20 protein-coding genes and 1 tRNA gene are annotated in these 24,810 nt (G+C 58.2%); 7 read left to right on the plus strand and 14 right to left on the minus strand.

The window, feature by feature from the left end; genetic code table 11:
* Window positions 1-63 precede the first annotated feature (63 nt).
* The 3 genes from DSM3645_RS11865 to DSM3645_RS11875 form a co-directional block, all read right to left on the minus strand.
* On the minus strand, window positions 64-645 hold the full coding sequence (locus DSM3645_RS11865) for a hypothetical protein (protein ID WP_131282478.1): 582 nt from the start codon (window positions 643-645) through the stop codon (window positions 64-66).
* A complete protein-coding gene (locus tag DSM3645_RS11870; RefSeq protein WP_002652419.1) occupies window positions 531-3,077 on the minus strand; it encodes a serine/threonine protein kinase in 2,547 nt (848 codons plus the stop codon). The genes DSM3645_RS11865 and DSM3645_RS11870 overlap by 115 nt, the downstream gene beginning before the upstream one ends.
* Window positions 3,078-3,296: 219 nt before the next feature.
* A complete protein-coding gene (locus tag DSM3645_RS11875; RefSeq protein WP_002652420.1) occupies window positions 3,297-4,325 on the minus strand; it encodes a threonine aldolase family protein in 1,029 nt (342 codons plus the stop codon).
* 179 nt (window positions 4,326-4,504) lie between these two features.
* On the opposite strand from DSM3645_RS11875, the gene rlmKL reads away from it, so the two are divergent.
* From rlmKL to hisB, 4 genes are all read left to right on the plus strand, one after another.
* Window positions 4,505-6,904, plus strand: a complete 2,400-nt coding sequence (rlmKL, locus tag DSM3645_RS11880; protein WP_002652421.1) for a bifunctional 23S rRNA (guanine(2069)-N(7))-methyltransferase RlmK/23S rRNA (guanine(2445)-N(2))-methyltransferase RlmL — start codon at window positions 4,505-4,507, stop codon at window positions 6,902-6,904.
* 105 nt (window positions 6,905-7,009) lie between these two features.
* The gene (gene hisD, locus DSM3645_RS11885; RefSeq protein ID WP_002652422.1) at window positions 7,010-8,371 is read left to right on the plus strand and encodes a histidinol dehydrogenase; all 1,362 of its coding nucleotides are present in this window, start codon (window positions 7,010-7,012) and stop codon (window positions 8,369-8,371) included.
* Window positions 8,372-8,394: 23 nt separating this feature from the next.
* The gene (hisC, locus tag DSM3645_RS11890) at window positions 8,395-9,456 is read left to right on the plus strand and encodes a histidinol-phosphate transaminase (protein WP_002652423.1); all 1,062 of its coding nucleotides are present in this window, start codon (window positions 8,395-8,397) and stop codon (window positions 9,454-9,456) included.
* Between the two features lie 2 nt (window positions 9,457-9,458).
* Entirely contained in the window at window positions 9,459-10,052 is a 594-nt protein-coding gene (gene hisB / locus DSM3645_RS11895) for an imidazoleglycerol-phosphate dehydratase HisB (RefSeq protein ID WP_002652424.1), read from the plus strand.
* 126 nt (window positions 10,053-10,178) lie between these two features.
* On the opposite strand, the gene DSM3645_RS11900 is transcribed toward hisB, so the two are convergent.
* The 4 genes from DSM3645_RS11900 to DSM3645_RS11915 all read right to left on the minus strand — a co-directional run bounded on the left by DSM3645_RS11900 (window position 10,179) and on the right by DSM3645_RS11915 (window position 14,805).
* On the minus strand, window positions 10,179-11,474 hold the full coding sequence (locus DSM3645_RS11900; protein ID WP_002652425.1) for a 6-phosphofructokinase: 1,296 nt from the start codon (window positions 11,472-11,474) through the stop codon (window positions 10,179-10,181).
* A 285-nt stretch (window positions 11,475-11,759) separates the two neighbouring features.
* Complete coding sequence (gene accC / locus DSM3645_RS11905; protein WP_002652426.1) at window positions 11,760-13,106, minus strand: acetyl-CoA carboxylase biotin carboxylase subunit; 1,347 nt, start codon at window positions 13,104-13,106, stop codon at window positions 11,760-11,762.
* A 33-nt stretch (window positions 13,107-13,139) separates the two neighbouring features.
* The gene (accB, locus tag DSM3645_RS11910; protein ID WP_002652427.1) at window positions 13,140-13,613 is read right to left on the minus strand and encodes an acetyl-CoA carboxylase biotin carboxyl carrier protein; all 474 of its coding nucleotides are present in this window, start codon (window positions 13,611-13,613) and stop codon (window positions 13,140-13,142) included.
* 100 nt (window positions 13,614-13,713) lie between these two features.
* Window positions 13,714-14,805, minus strand: a complete 1,092-nt coding sequence (locus DSM3645_RS11915; protein WP_002652428.1) for a M24 family metallopeptidase — start codon at window positions 14,803-14,805, stop codon at window positions 13,714-13,716.
* Between the two features lie 153 nt (window positions 14,806-14,958).
* Here DSM3645_RS11915 and DSM3645_RS11920 point away from each other — a divergent pair, with 153 nt between their 5' ends.
* Window positions 14,959-15,822, plus strand: a complete 864-nt coding sequence (locus DSM3645_RS11920) for a tetratricopeptide repeat protein (protein WP_002652429.1) — start codon at window positions 14,959-14,961, stop codon at window positions 15,820-15,822.
* A gap of 48 nt (window positions 15,823-15,870) precedes the next feature.
* Here the strand turns inward: DSM3645_RS11920 and DSM3645_RS11925 are convergent, their stop codons facing one another.
* The 3 genes from DSM3645_RS11925 to DSM3645_RS11935 all read right to left on the minus strand — a co-directional run bounded on the left by DSM3645_RS11925 (window position 15,871) and on the right by DSM3645_RS11935 (window position 17,884).
* Entirely contained in the window at window positions 15,871-16,548 is a 678-nt protein-coding gene (locus tag DSM3645_RS11925; RefSeq protein WP_002652430.1) for an HAD family hydrolase, read from the minus strand.
* 21 nt (window positions 16,549-16,569) lie between these two features.
* The gene (locus tag DSM3645_RS11930; protein WP_002652431.1) at window positions 16,570-17,757 is read right to left on the minus strand and encodes a S1C family serine protease; all 1,188 of its coding nucleotides are present in this window, start codon (window positions 17,755-17,757) and stop codon (window positions 16,570-16,572) included.
* 56 nt (window positions 17,758-17,813) lie between these two features.
* Window positions 17,814-17,884, minus strand: a tRNA-Gln gene (locus DSM3645_RS11935).
* 168 nt (window positions 17,885-18,052) lie between these two features.
* On the opposite strand from DSM3645_RS11935, the gene DSM3645_RS11940 reads away from it, so the two are divergent.
* Window positions 18,053-19,729: a SpoIIE family protein phosphatase gene (locus DSM3645_RS11940; RefSeq protein WP_002652432.1), complete on the plus strand. Its 1,677-nt coding sequence runs from the start codon at window positions 18,053-18,055 to the stop codon at window positions 19,727-19,729.
* A 79-nt stretch (window positions 19,730-19,808) separates the two neighbouring features.
* Here the strand turns inward: DSM3645_RS11940 and DSM3645_RS11945 are convergent, their stop codons facing one another.
* From DSM3645_RS11945 to DSM3645_RS11960, 4 genes are all read right to left on the minus strand, one after another.
* Window positions 19,809-20,801, minus strand: coding sequence for a 3-keto-disaccharide hydrolase (locus DSM3645_RS11945; RefSeq protein WP_050769358.1), 993 nt, complete (start codon window positions 20,799-20,801; stop codon window positions 19,809-19,811).
* 249 nt (window positions 20,802-21,050) lie between these two features.
* Window positions 21,051-21,239: a hypothetical protein gene (locus DSM3645_RS30895; RefSeq protein ID WP_002652434.1), complete on the minus strand. Its 189-nt coding sequence runs from the start codon at window positions 21,237-21,239 to the stop codon at window positions 21,051-21,053.
* A gap of 47 nt (window positions 21,240-21,286) precedes the next feature.
* Window positions 21,287-22,201 carry an SMP-30/gluconolactonase/LRE family protein gene (locus tag DSM3645_RS11955; protein ID WP_002652435.1) on the minus strand — a complete coding sequence of 305 codons (915 nt, stop codon included), beginning with the start codon at window positions 22,199-22,201 and terminating at the stop codon, window positions 21,287-21,289.
* 56 nt (window positions 22,202-22,257) lie between these two features.
* On the minus strand, window positions 22,258-23,739 hold the full coding sequence (locus tag DSM3645_RS11960; protein ID WP_002652436.1) for a hypothetical protein: 1,482 nt from the start codon (window positions 23,737-23,739) through the stop codon (window positions 22,258-22,260).
* Window positions 23,740-23,927: 188 nt separating this feature from the next.
* On the opposite strand from DSM3645_RS11960, the gene DSM3645_RS11965 reads away from it, so the two are divergent.
* Complete coding sequence (locus tag DSM3645_RS11965) at window positions 23,928-24,791, plus strand: phosphoribosylaminoimidazolesuccinocarboxamide synthase (RefSeq protein ID WP_002652437.1); 864 nt, start codon at window positions 23,928-23,930, stop codon at window positions 24,789-24,791.
* Window positions 24,792-24,810: the final 19 nt, after the last annotated feature.

Below are 24,810 nucleotides of genomic sequence, written 5' to 3' on the forward strand. Positions count from 1 at the left end.
GGTCGTGCATCGGATCGAGAAAGGTTCCACGTCGTTACGGCTTTGGGTCAACGTCCGGCAATGTTATTTTTTCAGCTGAAAGGGCGTCGGCAAGGGAATTCCCTTTTTGGTCGACACGGCTCGCGTAGTTATCAATATAACCTTGTCCCCGTCCGGTTTCTCCGGATCGGGACCAATTACATAAACAAGTTTTTGGTCAGCTTCGTCCGGCGACTTGACAGTCGTGATCGGATTCGCCTTCATTAGCAGCGCAATCAGCACCTCTTCGGCCGGCTTGTCCATCATGTTGAACTGGCGGATCTGCTGGTTTTGGGTGATGCCGTCCAACTGCAAGTCGCCGCCGACCAGTTTGACCGGCACACCGACTTCATCGCCGAAATCACGCATTGCAAAATCGAGCGAATTTTGCGGAAAGGCCAAGCTGATCTTCTTTTTCAGCTTGTCTTCGATCGTTTGCGGTCCCCCGCTCCCGCCGCCGGCAACGGTCGTAGGGGGCGCTGCGGCGCTTCCGCCGGAAGAGGCCGAGATGGTTAACTCGGTAGCCGCCAGCAAGTTGGGCGCGGCGTACGAAGGAAGCGCGATGTTGATGATCGCCTGTTTTCCATCCTCGCCGGTCCGGGCAAATTTGTGAGCGAACTCCAACATCGTCGGAAATTTACTTCCCAGCGATTGCCAATAGGGGGGGTGGGCCCCAGCAGCGTGATCGCATTCGAGATCAACTTCGACCCGCCCAAAATTCGAGCTCTCAACGATTCGGCCAACGAGAACGGCTCGGCCGCGAGGGAGCCGATAAAACGTCCTTCGGTATAGCAATAGGTGTCGTCCAGCTGGCAACTGACGAGCCCGGCCTGAATCATATCGCCCAGAAACCAGCCGACCGGTTCTTTCAAACCGGCGAGCGCACCAGAGCTAAGCGGCGACTGCGCCGACTGCAAATAGCGGGCGTCAAACAGCAAATTAAGCGTCCGCTGATCATCCGAACTGCGTCGCAGTTGTTCCAGCTCAAGCGGCAATAGGGGTGCGGCTCCGCCGGTGGCCGCGATTGCCGAGATGTCGCTTTCGGCGCCCATCACAAAGCTGCGTCCACTCTCGGACGGCAGCGGATAAAACGACCAGGCGCCCAGCTTGAAGTATTGCGCCGGAGCTTGACCGACGGTCTGTGCTCCGCCCCACTTCGACATTAAGTTGGTCGCTCCTTTTAGGCGAACGACCATCGTCGGTTGGGCAGGCGGCGTTGTCGGCCCATAAGCGACGGTCGCCGTTTCGACTTCGTTCCAGCCAAATCCGCTCGTCGTTTCCCACCCTTTCCAGACCGCGTTAAACTGCGGACCTAGCGACTCCAACGCTTGGCGGCCTGCTTCGCTGCCGGTCAATTCGGGGACGCGGAGGGTCAGAACGCTTTTCAATCCGGCCGGCAATCCAGCGAGCGTGATCGGTTCTCCCTGGGTCGGCGACGCCCACAGCGTTCTTTGATCGTCGGCGATCAGTTGCACCGGATTGTCGCCGGTCGGCGGCTGCGGCATGGGATTGGTGGGGCCGCCGCCATCTGGATTGGCAGGCGGATCGGTCGGATCGACGGCAACCGGCGGCGGATCGTTATCGGCGATCTGCTCGTTCTCATCCGGCATGTTCTGCAGCACCCATACGCCGGCGCCCAGCATGCCGATGGCCAGCAAGCCCAGGACGACCAGTTGGGTGATCCGCTTCGCTTTTTTCCGTTTGCGGACGCGTTCGGCCAAGCCGGTCGCGCGACTTTCTCCTTGCACGCCGCCTAAAGCAGCGCCGCCAACAGGCATCGCGACCGGCGCCGCGACTGGAGTCGCCACCGGTACGGCCATCGGCGGAGCACCATAGCCGGGCATCGTTGGAGGCGCCCCCGGCGTCGGCATTCCCGGTGCGCCGGGAAATGGCATCCCTGGCGCGCCCGGAAAGGGAGCGGCCGTCGGCGGTGAAAAATGTTGCGGCATTCCCTGTGGCGGAGTCGCGCTAGGGGGAGGCGACATCTGCGGCAGCGTTTGTAAATAACTGCCCAGGGTCGGCGGCGCTGTCACCACCGGAGGATTGAGTTGGGTCGGATCGACCAGCGGCGTCAGTGCGTTGACCACATCGCTCGCCGACTGATAACGCACCGTCGGGTTCTTCGCCATCATGTAGGCGATCGATTGAAACAGTTGCGGCGGAATTGACGGCGCCTGGGCGATCGGCTCGGCCGCATGTCGACTGAATTTTTGGGCGAGATCGCCGCCGGCGAACGGCGGATTTCCGGTCAACAGATCGAACAGGATGCAACCGAGCGCATAAATATCGCTGAGCCGCGTTGGCGCCGTCCCGGGAGTCGACAGCTCTGGCGCCGTGAAATCGGCGCGGCGGAGCGTCGCTTCGTCACTCTTGCTCCAGTCGGCAGGCGTCGGCAGCGCCAGCGGGTTGTGCATCAACTTCAAGTTGCCGTTGGCTTCTAACCACAACGCGTCGGTAGTTAGATCGCCCTGAATCATCCCCGCACTATGCAGGCGATCCACGGCCTGCGTCGCTTGGCGGACCAGCCGCGTGCAGTCAGCCGGCGGGACCGGTTGTCCCGGACCTGGACGACTTTCTTGCAACGGATTCCCGGTTGGCTCTTCGGTCGCCAAAAAGTAATTGCCGCTCACTTCCACTAGTTCGTAGCAGCGCCATAGATGCGCGTGTGACGCGGCGCAGCGACTGCGAATCTGTTGCTGTACGACGGCCCATTTCTGCGCGTCTTCGATCGTCGACTTCGGAATCTTGTGCAGCAGAACCGGCTGTCCCGATGCGATATGCTCGGACCGATAGGCGCCGGAGAGCATGCCGGAGTCGATCCGATCAAGCAGCTTGTAGGCGCCTAATTGAAAAGGGCCTGACTTGCCGGCCAGGATAATCCGCGCTTGATAGGGAGTGATCGCCGACTCGCCGATGAGCCATTTGGCGAGCTTTCGAGGATCGCTCTCCCCTTCGGCAAGTTGCTTGTAGCTTTCGTGAAGCTGCTGGCAGCGCTCCTTGGGCAGCAAGTTGCTTTTCAGCAACAGTTTCCAGAATTCATGAGTGTTGGCGACGGCCATGCGCTGGGAAGTCTTGCGGGGAGGAAATCGTGGGACGGAAACAGAGCGTCAGCAGCAGTTAAGTCTCTAGGACTGTTTAGCTTACATTCTTTTGGGGGTTCTCGGCAAAGAGAATGCAAAAATCGGATCCAACTGCGGTTTTCGCCCCTCACGGGGAAAATCTTCCCTGGTTATAGCAATTATTCACCCCTCCCGCTATTTCCGGGGGGCATGCGATCGCTAACTTCCCAGTTTCTTCAAGGTGGCCGCCGCTGCTTCGATTTGTGGGCGATTTACGTCCAAATGGGTGACGGCTCGCACCGCTTGGGCGCTGATCGCCATCATTGCGACGCCAGCTTCTTTCAGATGAGAGACGAACTGGGCAGCCGTTCCGATTCGCGGATCGACACGGAAAATGATGATGTTGGTATCCACTGTCTCCGGCGTCAGCGAGAGCCCTGCCGTGTTTTGGACGGCGTTGGCCAACATCTGGGCGTGCTCATGATCTTCGGTCAGCCGCTCACGGTTGTGCTGAAGTCCGTAGAGCGCTCCGGCCGCGATGATGCCGGCCTGACGCATCCCGCCGCCAAACAGCTTCCGATGGCGTCGAGCCTCGCGCATCATGTCGGCCGGGCCGGCCAGACACGAACCGACCGGCGCGCCGAGCCCTTTGCTGAAGCAGACGCTAACCGTGTCAAAATGCTTTCCCCAATCGGCCAACGAAACGCCGGTCGCCGCGACCGCGTTAAAGAGCCGCGCCCCATCCAGATGGGTCTGTAGTCCGGCGGCGTGGGCCCAACGGCAGATCTTTTCGACATATTCGTAAGGCTGAACCTTGCCGGCGCCGCGATTGTGGGTGTTCTCGAGACAGACCAGTCGCGTGCGAACCATGTGGTCGTTTTCGGGCCGAATGAGTCCGTCATGGAACTGTTCCGGCGTCAAAACGCCATATTCCCCTTCCAGCGTGTGCGTCGCAATTCCGCTCAGTTGGGCGAAGGCGGCTTGCTCATAGTTGTAAACATGACAGCCGACCTCACAGAGGAATTCATCCCCCGGTTTACAGTGAATCCGAAGCGCGATCTGGTTGGTCATGCTGCCCGAAGGCATGTAGACCGCCGCTTCTTTCCCCAGCAATTCGGCGGTGAGCCGCTCGAGCCGATCGACTGTTGGATCGACATCGATCACGGCATCCCCCACTTCGGCGTTGGCCATCGCTTGCCGCATCGCCGCGGTCGGTTGGGTGACGGTATCGCTGCGGAGATCAATCATCGCGGTCCTCTAAGCTGGGAATCATCGAAAATGGGAAGTCCCGTTCTTCAATTATCCGCTTTCTGCGCTGAGAGCCAAGCCGACGGCGGGTTCGCGGGGGCCAACTCATTCGCCAATAGGGGCCAATCGGGTAGGATGAACGGTTTCCCCGCAGCCTTTCGCTAACCATAGAGAGTTCGTTGGACGACGCATACGACTTATTGGCCGCCGCCGCGTTCGGCATCGAGAAGGTCGCCGCGCGCCAGATCGAGCAACTTGGCTACGAGCCGAAAATCATCGGTTCCGGCAAGATCCTGTTCCGCGGCACGATGGCCGACGTGGCGAAAACCAACCTTTGGCTCCGGACCGCCGATCGCGTGCTGATCCGGCTCGGTACGTTTCATGCCGACGACTTTGGTCTGCTGTTTGACGGCGTTCGCGCGTTGCCGTGGGAAAAGTTCATCCCGGCTGACGGCTGCTTTCCGGTCAACGGACGTTCGCTGAAATCGCAACTTTCCAGCGTTCCGGCCTGCCAGAAAATCGTCAAAAAGGCGATCGTCGAACGACTCTTGGCCGAACACAACGTCACCGAACTGCCCGAAACCGGCCCGCGCGTCACGGTCGAAGTGGCGATGCTAGAAGACGAAGCGATCCTAACGATCGACACGACCGGCTCTAGTTTGCACAAGCGCGGCTATCGCACCTTGGTTGGCACGGCGCCGCTGAAGGAAACGTTGGCCGCTGCGATGATCGATCTCAGCTATTGGAAGCCGGGTCGGCCGCTGATTGATCCCTTCTGCGGCAGCGGCACGATCCCGATCGAAGCGGCGCTGGTCGCGCGGAACATCGCCCCCGGTCTGACGCGCGAGTTCGATTTTGAAAGCTGGCCGATCACGCCGCCCGAGTTAATCTCGGACCTGCGCGCCGACGCGCGAAAAGCGAAGTTGAAAAAATTGGAGCGCCCGCTGCTGGGCTTTGACGCTGACGCCGACGTCTTGCGACTCGCGAGACAGCATGCCAACGCGGCCGGCGTGGCGCATGATGTTCGTTTTGAGCAACGTGACTTTCGCGATTTGCAGAACGACGATGAATATGGCTGCGTCATCACCAATCCGCCGTATGGCGAACGAATCGGCGATCCCCGCGAACTGATCGAGTTGTACAAATCGTTCCCGCATGTGCTGCGACGTCTGCCGACCTGGTCGCACTATGTGCTGACCGCCGAGTCGCAGTTCGAGAACCTGATCGGCCAGCGCGCTGACCGTCGCCGTAAGATCTACAACGGCCGGATCGAGTGCCAACTTTATCAGTTCTACGGACCACGACCCCCAAAAACGCAGGACGCAATTGCGTCGCCGGCGAAACCGACCTCGACTCCCCCGACCATCGCCGATGCGTGGGACGAGGAGGAGGATGACGACGCTCAGGTTCAATCGCCTAAGATAGCGGTGAAGCCGTCGCCGCGTCGTAAATCGCCGGAAAGCGAGGCCGCGTCTCACACATCCACGCCTAGCGAAGTTACCGAAGACGATATCGCACCAGGCGAAACTCCGCAAATTGAAGTCGCGGCGGACGACGGTCCGCCCAACGAAGCTCCACCGCGCAAGTCTCCCCCCGAGCCGGCCTTCAAACCGGCTTTTGGTGGAATCTCGGCCAAAGGCGAAGAGCAGGCCGAACTCTTCCGCAATCGCTTGGTCAAACTGCAGCGTCATCTGCGCCGCTGGCCAAAACGGGGAGTCCATTGTTATCGCTTGTATGAGCGTGATATCCCCGAGATCCCGTTGGTGGTCGATCGCTATCACGACTATTTGCACATCGGCGAGTATGAACGTCCGCACGATCGCACGCCGGCTCAACATGCCGAGTGGTTGGATCGCATGTGCGATGTCGCCGCCGACTCGCTGGAGCTTCCGCGTGAAAACGTTTACGGCAAGACCCGCGTCGTGCAGCGCGGCGACCAGCAGCATCAGCGACAAGACGATCGTCGATTGACGATCAACGCCGAGGAAGGGGGCTTCCAGTTTGAGGTCAACATGTCCGACTATGTCGACACCGGACTCTTCCTCGATCATCGTATTGCCCGCGGGATGGTTCGCGACGAAGCGAAAGGGAAGCACTTTCTCAATCTCTTCTGCTACACCGGCGCATTCTCGGTTTATGCCGCCGGCGGCGGAGCAGCCAGTACGACGTCGGTCGATCTCTCTCCCACTTACGTCGCTTGGGCCGATCGCAATTTGCGCCGCAATGGATTTCGGGGCAACGAGCATCGCCTGCTGCAGGGGGACGTGATGGAGTGGCTCCGCGCTCCAGTTGATGAGACCTACGATTTGGCGGTGATCGACGTGCCGACCTTCTCGAACAGCAAACGCACCGAAACCGTCTGGGACGTGCAACTGGACTATATCGAGGCGCTCGAGTTGTTGATTTCGCGAATGTCGCCGGAAGGCGTGATCTATTTTTCGACCAATTTTCGCCGCTTTAAATTCGACGAATCGCTCTTCGAGGGGGTTTCGATTCGCGAAATCTCGAAGAAGACAATCCCCGAAGACTTCCGCAACAAGCGAATCCATCGCTGCTGGCGGATGATTGTACGCCCCTAATTTAGGCGGGGACGGGTCTTTCGTGATCGCTTCCGAGCGAACAAAATAGGACGCTCCCCTGTCCAATCCACCGTCCGCCCCACCTAGCCGCCGCCTGAAAGCAAGATGGCCGAAATCGCTTTGAATATTGCCCGCATCGACGCTCGCCGCGACGACGTTGTCGCCGAACTTGCCGCGCTCCGCGAAAAGCTGAGCCCCCGCGGCAATGTGGTGAGCGAAGCTGGCCGCCGCCGGACGATCGACACGTTTGGCGAGCCCCTCTCGCCGCAGCAAGTGGTTGAGCGAATCTGTCACGAGGTTCAAACCGAAGGTTTGGCCGCCGTGCTCCGTTACGGCGAAAAGCTCGACGGTAAACAGCTAACGGCCGAAACGATTCGCGTGCCGCAGGCCGAACTCGTAGCGGCGCATGCTGCCGCGGCGCCGGAGTTCCTGGAAACGATTCGCAAGATTCGCGAGAACATCTGGCAATTTCAAACCGCGATCCTGCACCAAGACGTTCAAGTTGATCGCGCCGACGGCGTCTATTTGCGACAGCGCTATTTGCCGCTGCAAAGAGCCGGGCTCTGCGTACCCGGCGGCGCCGCCGCTTATCCGTCGACCGTATTAATGACCGCCGTGCCGGCCTTGGCCGCCGGCGTAAAAGAGCTGGTCGTGGTCGCTCCGCCGACTCCGTTTGGTTCGTACAACGCCGATCTGTTGGCGACCTGTCATGAGTTGGGCGTGACCGAAGTTTATCGCATGGGGGGCGCTCAAGCGGTCGCCGCGATGGCTTACGGAGTCGAAGGGATTCCGCAGGTCGACAAGATCGTTGGCCCCGGCAACTTGTTTGTCGCGCTCGCCAAGAAGCATGTCTACGGCGAGGTCGACATCGACTCGATCGCCGGACCAAGCGAAGTGGTCGTGATCGCCGACGAGACGACGCGTCCCGATTACACGGCCGCCGACCTGTTAGCCCAAGCCGAACACGCGCCCGGCGCCAGCATCTTGATCACGTGGAGCCCCGAAACGTTAGAAGCGACTTACGCCGAGCTGAACCGGCAAGTCGCCCAGCTTGAGCGCTGCGATCTGACGGTGCAAAGTCTCGAAGCGTTCGGCTGTTTGATCTTGGCCGAAGACGCCGAACAGGCCTGTCGATTGGCCAACGAGATCGCGCCGGAACATCTGCATATTGCGACCGACAACGCCGAGTCGCTGTTGGACCAGATCCCCAATGCGGGCGCAACCTTCTTGGGCAATTATGCTCCAGTCGCATTAGGCGATTACGCCGCGGGACCTTCGCACGTGTTGCCGACCGGCGGAACGGCGCGATGGGCGAGCGGACTGTCGGCCAATGACTTTCTCCGCTCCAGCAGCGTGATTCACTATAGCGAAGCCGGCATTCGCGCGATCGCGCCCCACGTGCAGCGCATGGCCGACAAAGAAGGGCTGACCGCCCATCGCCGCAGCGTTGATATTCGCGTTTCCTAGTTCCCTACCCTCGAGCTTTCGCTATGTCTTTCGTGCGACCAGAGATCGACGCGATGGCCGGTTATGTTCCCGGCGAACAGCCGCAGGCCGGCAAGTTCATCAAGCTGAACACCAACGAGAACCCGTATCCGCCGTCGCCGGCCGTCAATCGCGCTATCAAAGAACGGCTCGATCAGGGGCTCGAACGCTATCCCGATCCGATGGCGACATCATTCCGGATGCGGGCCGCCGAAGTGTTGGGCGTCGAGCCTGATTGGATTATGTGCGGCAACGGTAGCGATGACATTCTAACCATCGTCACGCGAGCCTTTGTCGGTACGGGGCAATGGTTACGATTGCCGACTCCCAGCTATGTTCTCTACAAAACGCTGGCCGAGATTCAAGGATCCGACAGCGAAGAGATCGCGTTCAACGACGATTGGTCGTTACCGACCGAGTTCTCGACCGGCAGCAATCAATTGCGTCTCGCCTTTTTGCCGAATCCGAACAGCCCGTCCGGCACCATCGTACCGAAGGCGCAAATCGCCGCCGCGGCCGACGCGCTCCCCTGCCCTTTTCTGGTCGATGAGGCGTATGTTGATTTCGCCGAAGAGAATTGCGTGGATCTGGTCAAGCAAAACGACAAGATCCTCGTCTCCCGCACGCTGAGCAAATCGTACGCGCTGGCCGGACTGCGGTTTGGTTATGTCGTCGCGCAGCCGCATGTGATCGCGCAACTGCTAAAGGTCAAAGACTCGTACAACTGCGACGCGCTGTCGATCGCGGGCGCTACGGCGGCGATTGATGATCAACAGTGGCTCGCCGACAATCGGGCCAAGGTGATCAAAACGCGGAAGCGGATGACCGATAAAATGCGAGAAATCGGCTTCACCGTACCTGACTCGCAAGCAAATTTCGTCTGGGGAACCTTCCCCGGTCGGAATCTGAAGGCGCTGTACGAGTTTCTCAAACAGAATCGAGTGCTCGTCCGATACATGCACTATCCAAACTATGAACCGGGAATTCGAATCTCGGTTGGCGGCGAAGATCAGATCGACGCCTGTCTGATGTTGATCGAAACCGCTTTGGCTCAAGGAATCGCCTAACTATGTCGCGCACCGCGAAAATCAGCCGCCAAACGGCCGAAACGCAAATCGAATTAGAACTGAACCTTGACGGCGAAGGAAAAAGCGAGATCGCCACCGGCGTCGGTTTCTTCGACCACATGCTTGAGTTGTTCACGCGACATGGCTGCTTCGATCTGAAGGTCAAAGCGAACGGCGACTTGCACGTCGATCAGCATCACACCGTCGAAGATGTCGGCATCTGCTTGGGCCAGGCGATCCGCCAGGCGATCGGCGACAAGAAGGGAATCCGTCGCTACGGGCACTTCACGCTGCCGATGGAAGAGACCCTCTGCACCACCGCGATCGATCTGTCAGGTCGTTACTTCCTGGTCTTCAACGCCCAGTTTCATTCGTCCAAGATCGGCGAGTTCGATAGCGAACTGGTCGAAGATTTCTGGCAATCGACCGCCGCCAACGCGCTGTGCAATCTGCACGTCAACGTCTTTTACAGCCGCAACAGCCACCACGTCGCCGAAGCAATCTTCAAGTCGGCCGCAAGAGCGCTGCGGATGGCGGTGGAGCGGGATCCGCGAATGCCGGGTGTTCCAAGCACCAAAGGGACGTTGTCGGAGTAAGGAAGAAAAGCGGAAATTCCCTCGCTCGCGCAGCGGGCTAGTGTTTTGTTGGACGAACTACAAAAAAACGGCCGGCTGTTCTTTTGAACGACCGGCCGTTTTTGGATTGGCGAACTTAACAACTTGTTAGTCGTTGATGTAAGTCTCGAGGAAGCGAGCCAAGCGATGGAAATCGCTCATCGGGTTGATGTAGCGAACGACCGTGACCAACGTTTCTGGATCAACCAGATTCTCGAACGCGACGTAGTGCAGGTTTAACTGACCCGAGACCGAGACCATCACGCCGTTCAGCCCTTCTTCGACGAGGGCGCGATAGGCGCCGACGCCCAGTTGGCTGCCGAGCATCACGTCAAACGCGTGCGGCTTCGAGCAGCGAGCTTCGTAGCCCAACTGCAGGCCGGTCACTTTGCGGCTGCGGCCGGTCTGTTCTTCGTAGCGTTTCGAGATCCATTTGGCGAACTGGCGGCCCAAGCTCACTTCGGTGATCGAGATGTGACCGTGATCGTCCCGTTTGATCCCTTCCAGGTATTCTGGCGGCAACATTTCGGCCAAGCCTTCGGCCAGGATGATGACGCCGAATTTTTTCCCTTCCGCTTCGCGGGCGAGCATCGTTTTGACGATGCGGTCGACGACTTTATCGACGTTCATCACCTTTTTCGTGCGGCCGTCCACTTCTTCCTCTTTGCCGACATAGTCGCCGATGATGTCTTCGACGCTAATCACCAGACTCGCTTCCCCCGCGATCGCCGTGCCGTACGGCAACCAACCGGCGCTGCGGCCCATGCATTCGACCAGGAAGTAGGCTTGGCCCGCTTCCGCATCGTAGAGCAAGTTGCGGACTTCGCCGGCCAGGAAATCGACCGCGGTGAAGTAACCGAAGGTAAAGTCGATCCCCATGTAGTCGTTGTCGATCGTCTTGGGCAAATGCACGACCGGGATCTTCTGGCTGCCTTCCGGCAAGGTCTCTTGAAACAGCTTGAATTTGTTAGCCGTCTTTAGCGTGTCGTCGCCGCCGATCGAGATTAATGCGTCGACCCCCAACGAGCAGAGCGCGTCGTACGTGGTCTGCAGCGGCGCCGAACGCTCTGGATCTTTCAAGTGATCGGGATGCGAGACTTGCTTGCCGGGGTTGGCCCGTGCGGTGCCGATCATGATGCCCTGCTGAGCACGCGAGCGCGAGAGGGCTTGATGATCGAGCATGATGTAGTCGCGGCCCAGTTCCATCGGGCGATCGGGACCAAACTGCATCAGGTTCGAGTAACCATGCTTGATGCCGAGGACTTCGACGTCGTTTCGGAGAAACGAAACGGCCGCAGTCGAAATCACGGCATTCGCGGCCGGCGCCGGACCACCGGCGAACAGGATCGCCACGCGGCGGAAGTTGTGTTGCTTTTTCGGGGGGCGGGCCAACGTGTTGGGCATCGAGGTGACTCCTGACGGACCGGTGAAAGCGGACGCGTTTCGGCGTTGATGGAAACTACTGCCGATAAAACGGCAAGATGGGTCAAAGATCTGATTGTATTGAGCGTTGCGCGGGCCACAAGTTTACGCACTTTGACCAGGGGGACGAAAATTCCCCCTACTGACGCTTCCCCAAGCCGTATGGGAATCCAAACGCCGCAACAGCGAGCGTGAGGCGCTGCGTCGCGCGTTGCAGATCCACGCAAACGCAATTTTTTTTCGTCGCGCCGGCAGGACCGGCAGTCGTTACGACTGCAAAAAGGTCCGTTCGACAAATGTCGTGTCGATCTTCCCTTCGGCAAACGCCGAGTGGCTTAGCAGCTTTTTATGGAACGACGCGGTCGTGCGAATCCCGTCGACCCGAATTTCGTCTAACGCACGCTGCATGCAGCGGATTGCGTCTTCACGCGTTTTGCGATGGACGATCAACTTGCCGATCATCGAATCGTAGTGAGGCGGAACGGTGTAGCCGCTGAAGACGTGCGAATCAAACCGGACGCCGGGGCCGCCGGGGGCGATAAATCGCTCGATCTTGCCGGGGCACGGCATGAAGTTGCGATCAGGATCTTCAGCGTTGATGCGACACTCGATCGCGGCGCCGGTGACTTGAATATCGTCCTGCGTGAACGGTAAGCGTTCGCCGGCTGCGATTCGGATCTGCGTTTGAATCAGATCGACGCCGGTCACCATTTCGGTAACGGGATGCTCGACCTGAATGCGAGCGTTCACTTCGATGAAGTAGAAGTTCTCGTCCTTGTCGACGATAAACTCGACCGTGCCGGCGTTCGTGTAGTCGGCGCCTTGAATCATGCGAACCGCGGCGGCGCAAATTGCATCGCGCGTTTTGGCCGACAGATTCGGCGCCGGGCTCTCTTCGATCAGCTTTTGATGACGACGCTGCGTCGAGCATTCGCGCTCAAACAGGTGAACGACGTTGCCATGATGATCGGCGACGACCTGCACTTCGACGTGACGCGGGTGTTCGACGTACTTTTCTAGATAAACGCCGCCGTTGCCGAACGCCGCTTGGGCTTCGTTTTGGGCTTGCTGCAGCGCGGTCTTCAGCACCAGGTCGTTCGCCGCGACGCGCATCCCTTTGCCACCGCCGCCGGCGGTCGCTTTGATCAAGACCGGAAAACCGATCTCGTGGGCGGTCTTCAACGCTTCTTCGTGATCTTCGATCAGTCCGTCCGAACCGGGAACGACCGGCACTTCGGCCGCACGGGCCATTTTGCGGGCTTCGTTCTTGTCGCCGAGTCGCAGCATCGCTTCGGGCGAGGGGCCGATAAAGTCGATGTTGCAGCTGCGACAGATCTCGTTGAATTGGGCGTTTTCGGCCAGAAAACCATAGCCGGGATGAATCGCTTCAACGTTGCCGACTTCGGCGGCGCTGATGACGCGATCGATCTTCAGATAGCTCTGGGCGCTTTTGGCGGGGCCGACGCAATACGCTTCGTCCGCGAGCTCCAGATAGGAAGCGCCGCGATCGGCTTCGCTAAAAATAGCGACCGTTTCGACGCCAAGCTCTTTGCAAGCGCGGATGATTCGCAGGGCGATCTCGCCGCGATTCGCAATCAGAATGCGGTTGTACATGAGTTGGTCCGGGTGCGGGACAGTAACGCGCTCTTAGCCGCGCGGGTCGACCTTGAACAATGGCTGGCCGTACTCGACCGGATCTTCGTTTTTGACCATGACGGAGACGATCTTGCCGGTCAATTCGGCTTTGATCTCGTTAAAGACCTTCATCGCCTCGATGATGCAAACGACCGATTCTTCGCCGATATGATCGCCCACTTTGGCGAAGTTCTCTGAGTCGGGCTTCGGCTTCGAGTAGAACGTGCCGACCATCGGGCTATTGATCGTCACCAAGTGCGAATCGTCGGCAGCCGGAGCAGCGGCCGGTGCGCTGGCGACGGGGGCCGGAGCGGCGGCCATTGGGGCCGGAGCATAAGCGACGGTCGCGCCCCGTTTCATTTGGATCTGGCGTTCCCCTTCCCGGAGATCGATCTCTGAAAGCTCGTGTTCTTTCATCAATTCGATGATTTCTCGCAACCGATCGAGATCAAAGACGCCGCTCGCAGCGGGCTCAGACTTGGCCATGGATCGAAGGTCTCCAGAACGCGGCGTAGGGCCGCTTAGTCTTGTGGGAAAGGAAGCGTCAGCGATTTGCCGATGACGCTCTCGTTGAAATCTTTAGGGCTCAATCGAAATCTTTGGGTACGCTGGTCAAAACTTCGTGTCCGTGTTTTGTCACCAGCACATCGTCCTCAATGCGGACGCCGCCAAACCCAGGAATATAGATGCCCGGCTCCACGGTGACCACCATGCCTACCTGTAGGGGGCGGGTTTGAGAACTATTAAATCGGGGCGCCTCATGGACTTCGAGGCCGATGCCATGGCCGAGGCCATGACCAAAACGTTTGCCGAAACCAGCGCTGGCGATCTCTTCACGAGCCGCTTTGTCGACATCGCACATCAGCGCACCAGGCTTGATCGCAGCGATCGCACGGAGCTGAGCTTTTAAGACAATGTCGTAAATACGCTTGATTTTTGGCGAAATTTTACCGGTCGCTAAAACACGCGTCAAGTCGCTCACGTACCCCCCTGCGAGCGCGCCCCAGTCGATCAGGACGAAACTGTCTTCGCCCACTTTCTTCTCGCTGGGGACTCCATGCGGCAATGCGGCTCGCTCTCCCACGCCGACGATCGGGGGGAAACTAAGCGCTTTACCGCCGAATCTTCGGACTTGGTATTCCAGGTCAGCGGCGATTTGGCGTTCGGTTTGATCGGGGTGAAGCCCGGCGCGGACCACGGCGAACGCTTCCTCGGCGCAGTAGATCGCCTGGCGGATGGCGGCGATTTCCTCGGCGTCTTTGATCTCGCGCAACTCTTCGACCAGTCCGGCGGCCGGAATCAGCGCAATTTTGGCCAGCTTGCCGGCAAGTTGATCGCGCAGCGCGACGGTGAGCGAAGTCGACTCAAACGCCAACTGCGTGACGCCGGACGCTTGGATCATTTTTTGGACGGAAGTCAGAATCGACTTTCCCGGCGTACGGCTCTCGAGATTCAGCCCCGGGCACTCTTCTTCCAATTGCTGCGTATAACGCGGATCGCTGAGCAATACCTCGGTATCGGGGGTGACCAATAGGTAGCTATCGTGCCCAGTAAAGCCGGTCAGATAGCTGACGTTGTGGACGTTGGTCACCAAGATCGCATCGGCGGCGGCTTTCTTGACCAACTTGCGAAGCTTGTTGCGTCTGGCGGCGAAGCGATCGTTGTCAGCTGGCGGCATCGGTGATTCGGCGGATTGGGGAGATTGGTGTAAACTCGCTAAGCAGTAGCCGTCCCAGATCCGATTTTTCGGCTTTTTCGTTTCTCCGCAAGGTTGGTGAAGCGGTCCAACGACGACAATCCCCTTTTTTATTTCGTAACGCGACGAGCAAACATGCCGCAGCAGAGCCCCTGGATAGTTGAAGTAACGCCTGAAAACTTTGAAACCGAAGTGCTGGAACGGTCTCGTGAAGCGCCGGTGGTTGTCGATTTTTGGGGCGCTTGGTGTCAGCCTTGCCAAATGCTGATGCCGATCTTGGAAAAGCTGGCCGTTGAGATGGCGGGGAAGTTTTATCTGGCCAAAGCCGATACCGAGGTCGTTCCGCAATTGGCCGCTCAGTTCAACGTCCAAGGGGTTCCGGCCGTCTTCGCGCTGCGCGACGGAGCAGTCGTCGATTTCTTTGACGGCATGCGGCCCGAAGAGTTCGTACGCGGCTGGATCGAGCGGCAACTTCCGAACCAGGCCGAGACGCTATTGGCCGAAGTTCGCAATACGCTGGGCGCTGAGCCGTCAGCTGTCGAAGCGAAATTACAGCAAGCGATCGAGCTCGACCCGAAGCTGGATGTCGCGAAAATCATGCTGGCCGAGCACTACTACGACCAACAGCGTAACGACGAAGCGACGGCGATGATCGCGACGCTCGAAGAACGCGGTTTTCTCGAGCCGGAAGCGGAAAAGGTGAAAGCGGCGCTCGAGCTACGCAAACTAGGGGACGCGGCCGGCGGAGTCGAAGCATGCCGCGCCGAAATGGCCGTCAGTCCCGACGACGCCGAGAAGATGCTGAAACTGGCCGAGTCTCTGGCCGCCGCCGGCCAATTTGAAGAATCGCTCGAAACTGCTCTCGCGGTTGTCCGCAAAGACCGCGCCGGCCACGGCGAAACCGCGCGACAGTTGATGGTGGATGTCTTCCGACAGTTGGCCGATGACGAAGAGTTGGTGAACAATTATCGGCGGAAATTGGCGACGGCGTTGTATTAGAGCGCGGCATTTCGATACGAATACTAGTATCGCGGTTTTCTTTCGGTCTTATCCCGTCAATTCGGCCAACAACGCATCCGCGTTTTCCAAATCATCAAACAACAAATCGGGTTCGCTCATCGCCAGCTCTTCGCGGAGGAAAACTCCGGTCGCAACTGCCGCCGCTTTGGCCCCGATCGCTCGGGCGCAGCGGACGTCGTTCGCGGTGTCGCCGATGACCCAGATTTGATCGCCGCGGACGGCGTGGCCAAGATGAGCTTCGCAGGCGTCCTTCGCCGCTTGGGCGACATCGTTGCGATCGGGATGCTGATCGCCGTATCCGCCGAACTCGAAATGATGCATCAAGTCGTAGTGCGTCAGCTTCAGGTAGGCGCCTTGGGCGACGTTGCCGGTCAGAAGTCCCAAAACGATGTCGTCTCGTTCGGCAAGTTGATTGAGCAGCGCTTCGATACCGGGCAAGACGCGTCCGTCGCGCAGCGGCAGATTGCGGGCGAGTCCCGCCATGTAGCTGCTGAGGAATTTGTTCCACGCTTCGTCGGTCAACGGCATGTCATGCGCGTCAAATAGTTCTTGCGCGATGCCGCGATCGGTCTTGCCGCTGACGCGAACTTCGGTCGTCAGCACGTCAATTCCGGCAGTCGATTGAAACGAAGCGATCATCGCATCTTTGCCGGCGGCGGCGGTGTTGATCAACGTTCCATCGATATCGAACAGGCAGATTTTCATACGTATTTCTTTAACGCGGCGTTAGCGTGCTTCGGACAAAGTAACGTCCACATCCAATTTTTCGGCATTGTCGGTTCCGGCGCCGCGGATGATGGTGACTTGGATCGTGTCGCCCACTTTGTGCTGAATGAGTTGGCCCACGACATCGGAATGATTGGTGACCGGTTTTCCGTCGACGGCGATAATCACATCGCCCATCTCTTCGATGCCTTGCTCGGTAACAATGGTCGGCTGCAGGCCGGCGTTGGCGGCTGGACTTCCTTCGACCACTTCGCCGATCAGAGCGCCTTGCAGATTGAGTTGGGCGACGGCCGACGCCGGTAACAACGCGACTCCCAAGTAGGGCTTCGAGACTTTGCCGGTGCGCAAAATCTCGGTCGCGACAGCGTTGACGGTATCAACTGGTATCGCCAGGCCGATGCCCGAGTAGGCGCCGGAAGGGCTGTAGATCGCGGTGTTTACACCGATCAACAGACCGCTGCTGTCCAACAATGGACCGCCGGAATTGCCGGGATTGATCGCCGCATCGGTTTGAATCAGGTCGTTGATCGGCTGGCCAGACTCGCTGCGGATCGATCGTCCGAGACCGCTGATCACGCCGGTCGTGAGCGTTTGATCAAAGCCAAACGGGTTGCCGATCGCGAAGGTTTTCTGGCCGACTTTCAGATCCTTCGATTCGCCGACGCGAATTGGAATGAGCGTTGCGTTTTGCGGATCGACCAACTGCAGCACGGCGAGGTCATTGTCGGGCGAGCCCCCCAAGACGCGCGCCTCGTGCGAAGTGTGATCGGCGAAGGTGACGATGGCGCGGCCTCCATTGCCCTGCTCGACATCTCGAATGACGTGGTAGTTGGTGACGATGTGCCCTTTTTCGTCCCAGACAAAACCGCTGCCGGCGCCAGCTGGGATCTCGACCGGATTGACGTTCATCGAGCGGCGTGAGAGCGCCGTGGTGGTGATGAAGACGACTGACGGCGAGGCCGATTCAAACAACTCGATCGTGGACTTTTCATCTGCGGCCAAATCTCCCCTGGCGGTTACTTGACGCGGGACGGCGCTGGGATCGATTCTGGGGGGCTGATCTGACAGCATAAAGCTGCTGACGACCCAGGAGACGCCTAAGGCGATCGCGAAGCAGAAGACAAACAGTCGCAGAAATGCGATCGCACTCGGCTGCGCCCGCCGCTCTGGCGGCATTTCAGCGCTCATGGAGCCTCTCTAGGCGTTGGGGGGCGAGGGGAATCGCCACCGCTCATAAAAAGAAGCTGGGGAACTAGGATTTGAACCTAGACTGACAGAGTCAGAGTCTGTAGTGCTACCGTTACACTATTCCCCAATCGGTTTGTAAAGAGTATTGCGTAAGTCGCTTGTCGTCAAGGGATTCAGCCGCTGGCTATCTAGCGCTGCGGCTGATAAACTATGTCAAAACTAGTGGGGGAAACGAGCGAGTGGTTCGCGCAGCTACTTCCGCCCCTTTCGCTATTCCACTGACGCAGCCACGCCGATGAGCAGTTATCTAGTCGCGGTCAACGGATCCGACGCCGGAAAAAAAATCTACCTGGCGGGCGAAAAGTTCGTCATGGGACGCCACCCGGAGTGCGATATCTTGGTGGATGCCGGCGCTGTCAGCCGCCATCACGCCCAGATCACCCGGAAGAACCAGGATCTTTTGATTGAGGACCTGGGCAGCCGGAACGGCACTTTCGTCAACGACACGGCGATTAATTCGCTGCAAAAGTTGAAAGATGGCGATTCGATCCGCGTTTGCGACGTGACGTTTACCTTCCATCTGGATCAGCCGTTCGCCCCTCCCTCGGCCCGGAATCTGGGACAAACCGGAGCAGGCGCCTACGGCACGATCATGGTCGATGATGATTCGGCGCCGTCGACCATCATGTCGCAGTTGGAAGTCTCGTCGCAAACCGGCGGCGTCACGTTGCAGGCCAGCGCTGAAGTAAAGCTGGCCGCTTTGCTCGAAATTACCAAGAATCTCGGCGGCGTCATCGCTCCGGAGGATGTCTTTCCGCAGGTGCTGAACAGCCTGTTCAAGATCTTTTTGCAGGCCGACCGCGGATTTATCATTTTGCAGGATGAAAAAGGGAAATTAACGCCGCGGTGGACCAAGACGCGTCGCCCTGGCGACGAAAATATCCGGATCAGCCGCACGGTCATCAATCATGTGATCGAGAAAAAGCAGGCGATTCTCTCGGCCGATGCGGCGGCGGACTCGCGGTTCGAGATGAGCCAGAGCATCACCGATTTCCAGATTCGCTCGATCATGTGCGCCCCGCTGATTGATAGCGACGGCAAAGCGTTTGGCGCGCTCCAAATTGATACGCTGGACCAACGGAAGCGTTTCCAACAGGAAGATCTGGAAGTGCTGATGAGCGTTGCGACGCAAGCGGCGATCTCGATCGACAACGCCCAGCTTCACCAGCGCGCGTTGCGTCAGCAGGAAATGGAGCGTGACCTGAAGCTCGCTAGCCAGGTGCAGATCGGCTTTTTGCCGAAGGGAAAACCGGCCGCCGCTGGGTACGATTTCTTTGATTACTATCGCGCCGCCAATTCGGTCGGCGGCGACTACTACGACTATATTCCGCTGCCGAATGGCCGGATGGCGATTTTGTTGGGAGATGTCGTCGGCCATGGCGTCGCCGCTTCGCTGTTGATGGCGAAACTCTCGGCGGACGCGCGGTATACGCTCGCTTCGATTGAAGATCCGGCGGTTGCTTTTGCGACGCTGAATAACACCTTCAGCGAGAGCATTCCGGACGATCAGTTTGTGACTCTAGTCTTGAATATCTTGAATTTCGAGACGCACGAGATGACCGTGCTGAACGCCGGTCACATGCCGCCGATGCTTCGCCGCAACGATGGGACGGTCGACGAAATTGGGGAGCCTGAGATTAGCCTGCCGCTGGGCGTGTTTCCTGATTTGGAATATGAGAAGGTCACCATCCCGATCGCCGTAGGGGAACGCATCATTCTTTATACCGACGGCATCAACGAAGCAATGGACGCCGACGGTGAGCAGTTTGGCATTCCTCGCGTGCGAGAACGCGCCCAAGAGCAATTCCCGTCGGTCGCACAACTCGGCCAGGCGATCGTCAAAGACGTTCGCGAGTTTATGGGCTCGCAGTTCGACGACATGTGTCTCGTCTGCTACGAGCGGCTGGAATAGTCTGCCGTCGTCGCCGAGTTTCCCGACGCTTCACGCAGCTCACGCCACCTAAGCGTGAACTGTGAGCAACCTGGCGACTCTATCGGCAAACGCAAGTCTCCGCGGCAAAATTCATCGGCGCTGACGGTTCGATGATCCAGATGTTGCGGAAGACGACCGGATCTTTGTGATCCTGCAATTTGATCGGCATTGGCTCGGCGCCTTCTTTTTTGCCGGCGCCCGTTTTGTTCGGGATGCGGACGTCACGTTGGACCGCGATGCCGTTGTGGAAGACGGTCAAGCGAGCGTCGCTCACCTTGTCGCCGGCGTCGTCAAAGCGAGCGGCGTTGAAATAGATGTCATAGGTTTGCCACTGCAGCGGCGGGAAGCACATGTTCATTTCTGGCGGCTTGGTGCGATAGATCGACGCCGAGTCATTGAACTCGGGCGTTTTACCGAACGAGTCGAGGATTTGCACTTCGTAGCGCTCTTGAATGTAGACGCCGCTATTGCCGCGCGCTTGCGAGCCGCGGTCGGGCATATACGGAGTGCGGAACTCGAGATGCAATTGGAAGTCGGAGACTGGGAACGTCGTGATCGTGCCGGCTTTCAGCAGCCCATCGGCTGTCAGTTTGCCATCACGGAAGAATTCGGTCGACGTACCGTCAAACAGCACGCGAGCATCATGCGGCGGTCGATGCCCTAAGGTCAAACTCTTGCGGCGAACCTTCGGCAGATCGCCGAGTTGCTGTCCCGCGGTGTTGATGACCACGGCATGATTGGGATCGACGGCAATCGTATAGGCGTCATGCTGCAACTGAATCAGGCCGCTTTGCATCTCGCCCTGCAGGGCCAGTTTGGGACCATTGTCCCAGCCATTGCCGGGCAGTCCCCCTTTGTATTGCAACGCCGAAAACTTGCCGTCTCCGAGAGCCACGACTTGCAGACCGGTCATTTCGTAGCTGCCGTTGGGCAAACGAAGCGGCCCGTAGAATTCGCCCTGGTAGACGAAGTCGGGGTCGTTGACGTTGTCAGGATCCACAAAGACGCGGGGATCCTGCTCGGCGGCCAAGCAGAGTGACGAAAGAAACATGAGCACGAAAAGCGGTGTGATATTGCGAAGCATAGGGCAGGCGTAGCGATCAAAGTGCACGGGACGTTTAGGCAAAAAGCCTAGAATAGTCTGCTTTGCATTGTGACCAATTGCAAGGTGTTAGAGCGTGCTTGCAAGAAATCGAGCAAATTGAGACTTCCGCGGTGCGATTGGCGCAAAAAAAGAGGCTGCGACCTTGGTGGGCCCCAGCCTCTTTTCATCGTCGTTTAAATCAGCAGAAGCGCCGCCTTATTCAGGTTTGGCTTCTTCCATCGGCTTGTCTTCGGCGGCGGGAGTCGCCGGAGCTTCGGTCGATTCGGCCGGCAACGTCACTTCCGGCGTTTCGGCCGGAGTTTCCGACGGAGTTTCGGCAGTACCGCCACAACCAACCAACAAAGCCGCGCCGCAGAACATCGCAGCAGAGATCCACATCTTCATACGTAACTTCCCCCAAAATATATGAGAAACTAAAAGCTGAGCGCGCGTTATTCGCCTGGGAATTGGTGTCCCCGAACGCTCATTTCCACAGAGTAAAGCCCGGTACGGGCCGTCACAAACAATGTCTTTCCCTTGGGACCGCCAAACGTTGCGTTTGCCGGATGCTCAGGAAATTCAATGATTCCAAGGATCTCCCCTTTCGGGCTGATCACCTGTACGCCGAGTTTGGTCGTTACGTACAGATTGCCATGTTCGTCGATCGTCAGACCGTCGCCGCCTTGATTGTCTTCGCCCTCGGGCTGACGAAATTGGCACAAGACCCGCTTTTCGCCAATTTTCCCCGGTCCTAAAACATCGTAGGCGTACAGTTTGGTTTCCATCGAAGGAACGACGTACAGCGTTTTTTCGTTGGGTGACAGGATCACGCCGTTGGGTGCGATGATATCGTCGATCAATCGCGTCACGACGTTATCCGCCGAGAGATAATAAACGGCTTCGACCTTTTGCGGCCAAGGAGTCGGCGCTCGATAGCGGGGATCGGTGAAGTAGACGCCGCCGTAGTGATCGCAAACCAAGTCGTTCGGCGCGTTGAATCGTTCGTTTTGGTACTTGCCCGCGAGTACTTGTAAATCATCGCCGCTTAACGAAACGCTGGCCAACTGCCCATCCATCTGACAGATCAGCAGTCGATCGTCGCGAACCATCGTGCCGTTGGTATGGCCCGATGGCTCCAGAAAAACAGCGATCGTACCGTCGGGCGTCCGGCGATAAATGCGATTGTTGGGGATATCGGTGAAGTAGAGATTGCCTACGCCATCGGAAGCGGCGCCTTCGGTGAACCCAAAGTCCTTTTGCAAAGTACGGACTTCACCAATCGGACCAATTCCGGCGATCGGCTCAGCGAAGCAAAGCGAGATGGTCGTTAGGCAGAAGATGCCTGCGGCGAAAGCGGACTTGTACATGGGGGGCCTAACGTCATGGGGGCGGAACTTCCTGCTAGTGGAACCCGGCGAGAGAGTTAAGTCAAATAGTGCTGACGAATTTCTCGTAAACTTCGTAGCGTTGACTTAGGACGATCCCGACGATCGAACAAACCGGCATTGGGATAAACGTGCGCCGTCGCATCCGTGAACTGATTCCAGAAGATCGCCTGCGTTTGGGGATGCGACAAAATCAGGGGCACAAGCGACTCGACAAATTGCCGCTGGCGACGGCGACTGATCGGGAAAGTCGGCGATTCGTGGTCCGAAATCTGATGCGCCGCGCGTTTGTCAAACCGGCGCGAACTGGGAAACGTTAGCGTTACAAAGAGCGGCAGCCCCAGCATTCCCCATTGATCGAGCAGGCGAATCACCTCAAACGGATCACGAGGGAAAATGGCGCCCTCACAATCGTTAAAATTCAACTCGACGCCGACGCCGGTCACGCCCAGATTGGCGCGTACGATTTCTTCAGCAAAGTGAATCGGCGCTAGATCTCGGTGAGCATGACTCAGGTAGTCGCCCCAAGGATGGTCAAAGCTGACCAGCACCGGAGTTTGCGGATCGTTGCGGCGCATCGTTTCAATCGAGCCTACCAGCAAACGCAATTGCTGTTCTTCGGTCAGATGAAAGGCCCGCGTCGTATTGACGCCGGACGAACAATACCAGAGATCGGTCATCCCATGCAGATTGCGCGTCGCGGTCTCGACGTACTGCAACTGAAAACCGAGCAGACTGTTGAAGTCGTTATCCCACAGATAAAGCCAGTCGGGGACGTTCAAGTCGTCCAGATTGGCGACCGGTCCGCCGACGACCCGCATTCCTTGGCTGCGGCACCAGCGAATTTGCTCGCGGACTTTTTCAAAGTCGAAGCGCCCCTCGTTCGGCTCGCAATCTTTCCAGACCGGAGAGACGACGGCCGTGTTAAAAGCCGGTCGCAGCAGCGCCGAAGCGTCCGCCGATGGGTGTTCGTTGCGAATGTTCACGCCGTACAAAAAAGTCCGGTGAGGCGCATGCTCTTGAATGAAGTCGATCGCCGCGTCGCGATAGACGTTGGTGAGCTGCGCGAACGCTTCGGCCGTATGGCCAATGCATTCTTGGGAGGCGATTTGCGACGCTTCGCTGTGATGGTCGGAGGTAGCGGCGATGGTAAACGCTTCGATCGCTTCCCCCAGCGCCGCATAGAAGGCTTCGGTTTGTTCGATGTCGGCGCCATCGCAGACCGCGATCAACGCTTTTAGGCGAGAAAGAACCCCCCGCGCAACTTCCAACGCCAGATGATAGGGCTCGGTACGAGGTCGCAAGGAGCAGGTCGCGAGAAAGTACGACTGGAACTCGTCCACGTTCCAGGGGATGCGCAATTTGACCGAATCGTCTCCCTCGAAATCGATGGAGAGGATTTTGCCGTCGTGCTGCACCTTGGATCGGCGCGGAACTTGGTCGTAATCAACGACATAGGCAGCGTCGAAACGCCGCGAAAGTCGCTCTATCGGCGGCGCATAGAATCGCAGTGCTCCCACGGGGCGCGAACCTCTTGCATAAGCGGAAACAGGAATGGCCGCAGATTTTGGCACGTAAGCTCTCTAGTCTAATCGGTTTACGGAAATCGTGCATCTATGCTTTTTGACCCGTGCTAGCCAATCCTTTTGCCTGTCTGTTAAGATTGCCGGCCTTAGGGGGTTTCTGACTCAATCGCAAGTGGCTTGAAATGACTATCGATTTGCCCGTCCGACATGGCAAGGTTCGTGATATCTACGATCTGGGAGACAAGTTGCTCCTGGTCGCTTCCGATCGCACTAGTGCATTTGACTATGTGCTGCCGTCAGTAATACCTGACAAAGGTCGGGTATTAACGCAAATCAGTCGCTTCTGGTTTGAGAAGCTCGGCGTGGCGAACCATATGATTTCGATCAATGTGGCCGACGCCGATCTGCCCAGCGGAACCGATCTGGCTTCGCTCGATGGACGCAGCATGCTGGTCCGCAAGACCGAAGTCGTGCCGATCGAATGCGTGGTGCGCGGCTATCTCGCCGGATCGGGCTGGAAAGAATATGGCCAGAGCTCCACTGTCTGCGGCATCCCCTTGCCTGCGGGACTCGATCAGAGCGCCCAGCTGGAAACGCCAATTTTTACGCCGGCGACCAAGGAAGAGTCTGGTCACGATATCAACATCTCGTACGAGCGGATGTGCGAAATCGTGGGGGAAGAGTTGGCTTCGACCCTGCGAGAGAAAAGTCTCGATATCTACACGCGCGGCGCCGCTTTTGCGCGTGAAAAAGGGATCATCATCGCCGATACGAAGTTCGAGTGGGGGATCGTTGACGGCGAGTTGTTGCTGATCGACGAAGTCTTGACCCCCGACAGCTCGCGCTTCTGGCCCGAAGATCAGTACCAAGTTGGCGTCAGTCCTCCGTCCTTCGACAAACAGATCGTCCGCGATTACCTCGAAACGACCAGCTGGGACAAAAACAGCACGCCGCCGCAGTTGCCGGAAGCGGTCGTTAACCAAACGCGAGCGAAATACATCGAAGCGTTCGAGGAACTGACCGGCCAGACGTTCCCGTGGAAATAACGTCGACGTTGCGTATTTC

It is taken from the genome of Blastopirellula marina DSM 3645 (assembly GCF_000153105.1).
Lineage (GTDB): Bacteria > Planctomycetota > Planctomycetia > Pirellulales > Pirellulaceae > Blastopirellula > Blastopirellula marina.

Bases quoted from the DNA above. Each gene is read 5' to 3' on its own strand.
- DSM3645_RS11900 (WP_002652425.1), bottom strand. From the start codon at position 11,474: ATGCCCAACACGTTGGCCCGCCCCCCGAAAAAGCAACACAACTTCCGC.
- DSM3645_RS11965 (WP_002652437.1), top strand. From the start codon at position 23,928: ATGACTATCGATTTGCCCGTCCGACATGGCAAGGTTCGTGATATCTAC.
- hisB (WP_002652424.1), top strand. From the start codon at position 9,459: ATGTCGCGCACCGCGAAAATCAGCCGCCAAACGGCCGAAACGCAAATC.
- DSM3645_RS11930 (WP_002652431.1), bottom strand. From the start codon at position 17,757: ATGAGCGCTGAAATGCCGCCAGAGCGGCGGGCGCAGCCGAGTGCGATC.
- hisD (WP_002652422.1), top strand. From the start codon at position 7,010: ATGGCCGAAATCGCTTTGAATATTGCCCGCATCGACGCTCGCCGCGAC.
- DSM3645_RS11875 (WP_002652420.1), bottom strand. From the start codon at position 4,325: ATGATTGATCTCCGCAGCGATACCGTCACCCAACCGACCGCGGCGATG.
- hisC (WP_002652423.1), top strand. From the start codon at position 8,395: ATGTCTTTCGTGCGACCAGAGATCGACGCGATGGCCGGTTATGTTCCC.
- DSM3645_RS30895 (WP_002652434.1), bottom strand. From the start codon at position 21,239: ATGAAGATGTGGATCTCTGCTGCGATGTTCTGCGGCGCGGCTTTGTTG.
- DSM3645_RS11940 (WP_002652432.1), top strand. From the start codon at position 18,053: ATGAGCAGTTATCTAGTCGCGGTCAACGGATCCGACGCCGGAAAAAAA.
- accB (WP_002652427.1), bottom strand. From the start codon at position 13,613: ATGGCCAAGTCTGAGCCCGCTGCGAGCGGCGTCTTTGATCTCGATCGG.
- DSM3645_RS11925 (WP_002652430.1), bottom strand. From the start codon at position 16,548: ATGAAAATCTGCCTGTTCGATATCGATGGAACGTTGATCAACACCGCC.
- DSM3645_RS11915 (WP_002652428.1), bottom strand. From the start codon at position 14,805: ATGCCGCCAGCTGACAACGATCGCTTCGCCGCCAGACGCAACAAGCTT.
- DSM3645_RS11920 (WP_002652429.1), top strand. From the start codon at position 14,959: ATGCCGCAGCAGAGCCCCTGGATAGTTGAAGTAACGCCTGAAAACTTT.
- DSM3645_RS11955 (WP_002652435.1), bottom strand. From the start codon at position 22,201: ATGTACAAGTCCGCTTTCGCCGCAGGCATCTTCTGCCTAACGACCATC.
- accC (WP_002652426.1), bottom strand. From the start codon at position 13,106: ATGTACAACCGCATTCTGATTGCGAATCGCGGCGAGATCGCCCTGCGA.
- DSM3645_RS11945 (WP_050769358.1), bottom strand. From the start codon at position 20,801: ATGTTTCTTTCGTCACTCTGCTTGGCCGCCGAGCAGGATCCCCGCGTC.
- DSM3645_RS11870 (WP_002652419.1), bottom strand. From the start codon at position 3,077: ATGGCCGTCGCCAACACTCATGAATTCTGGAAACTGTTGCTGAAAAGC.
- DSM3645_RS11865 (WP_131282478.1), bottom strand. From the start codon at position 645: ATGTTGGAGTTCGCTCACAAATTTGCCCGGACCGGCGAGGATGGAAAA.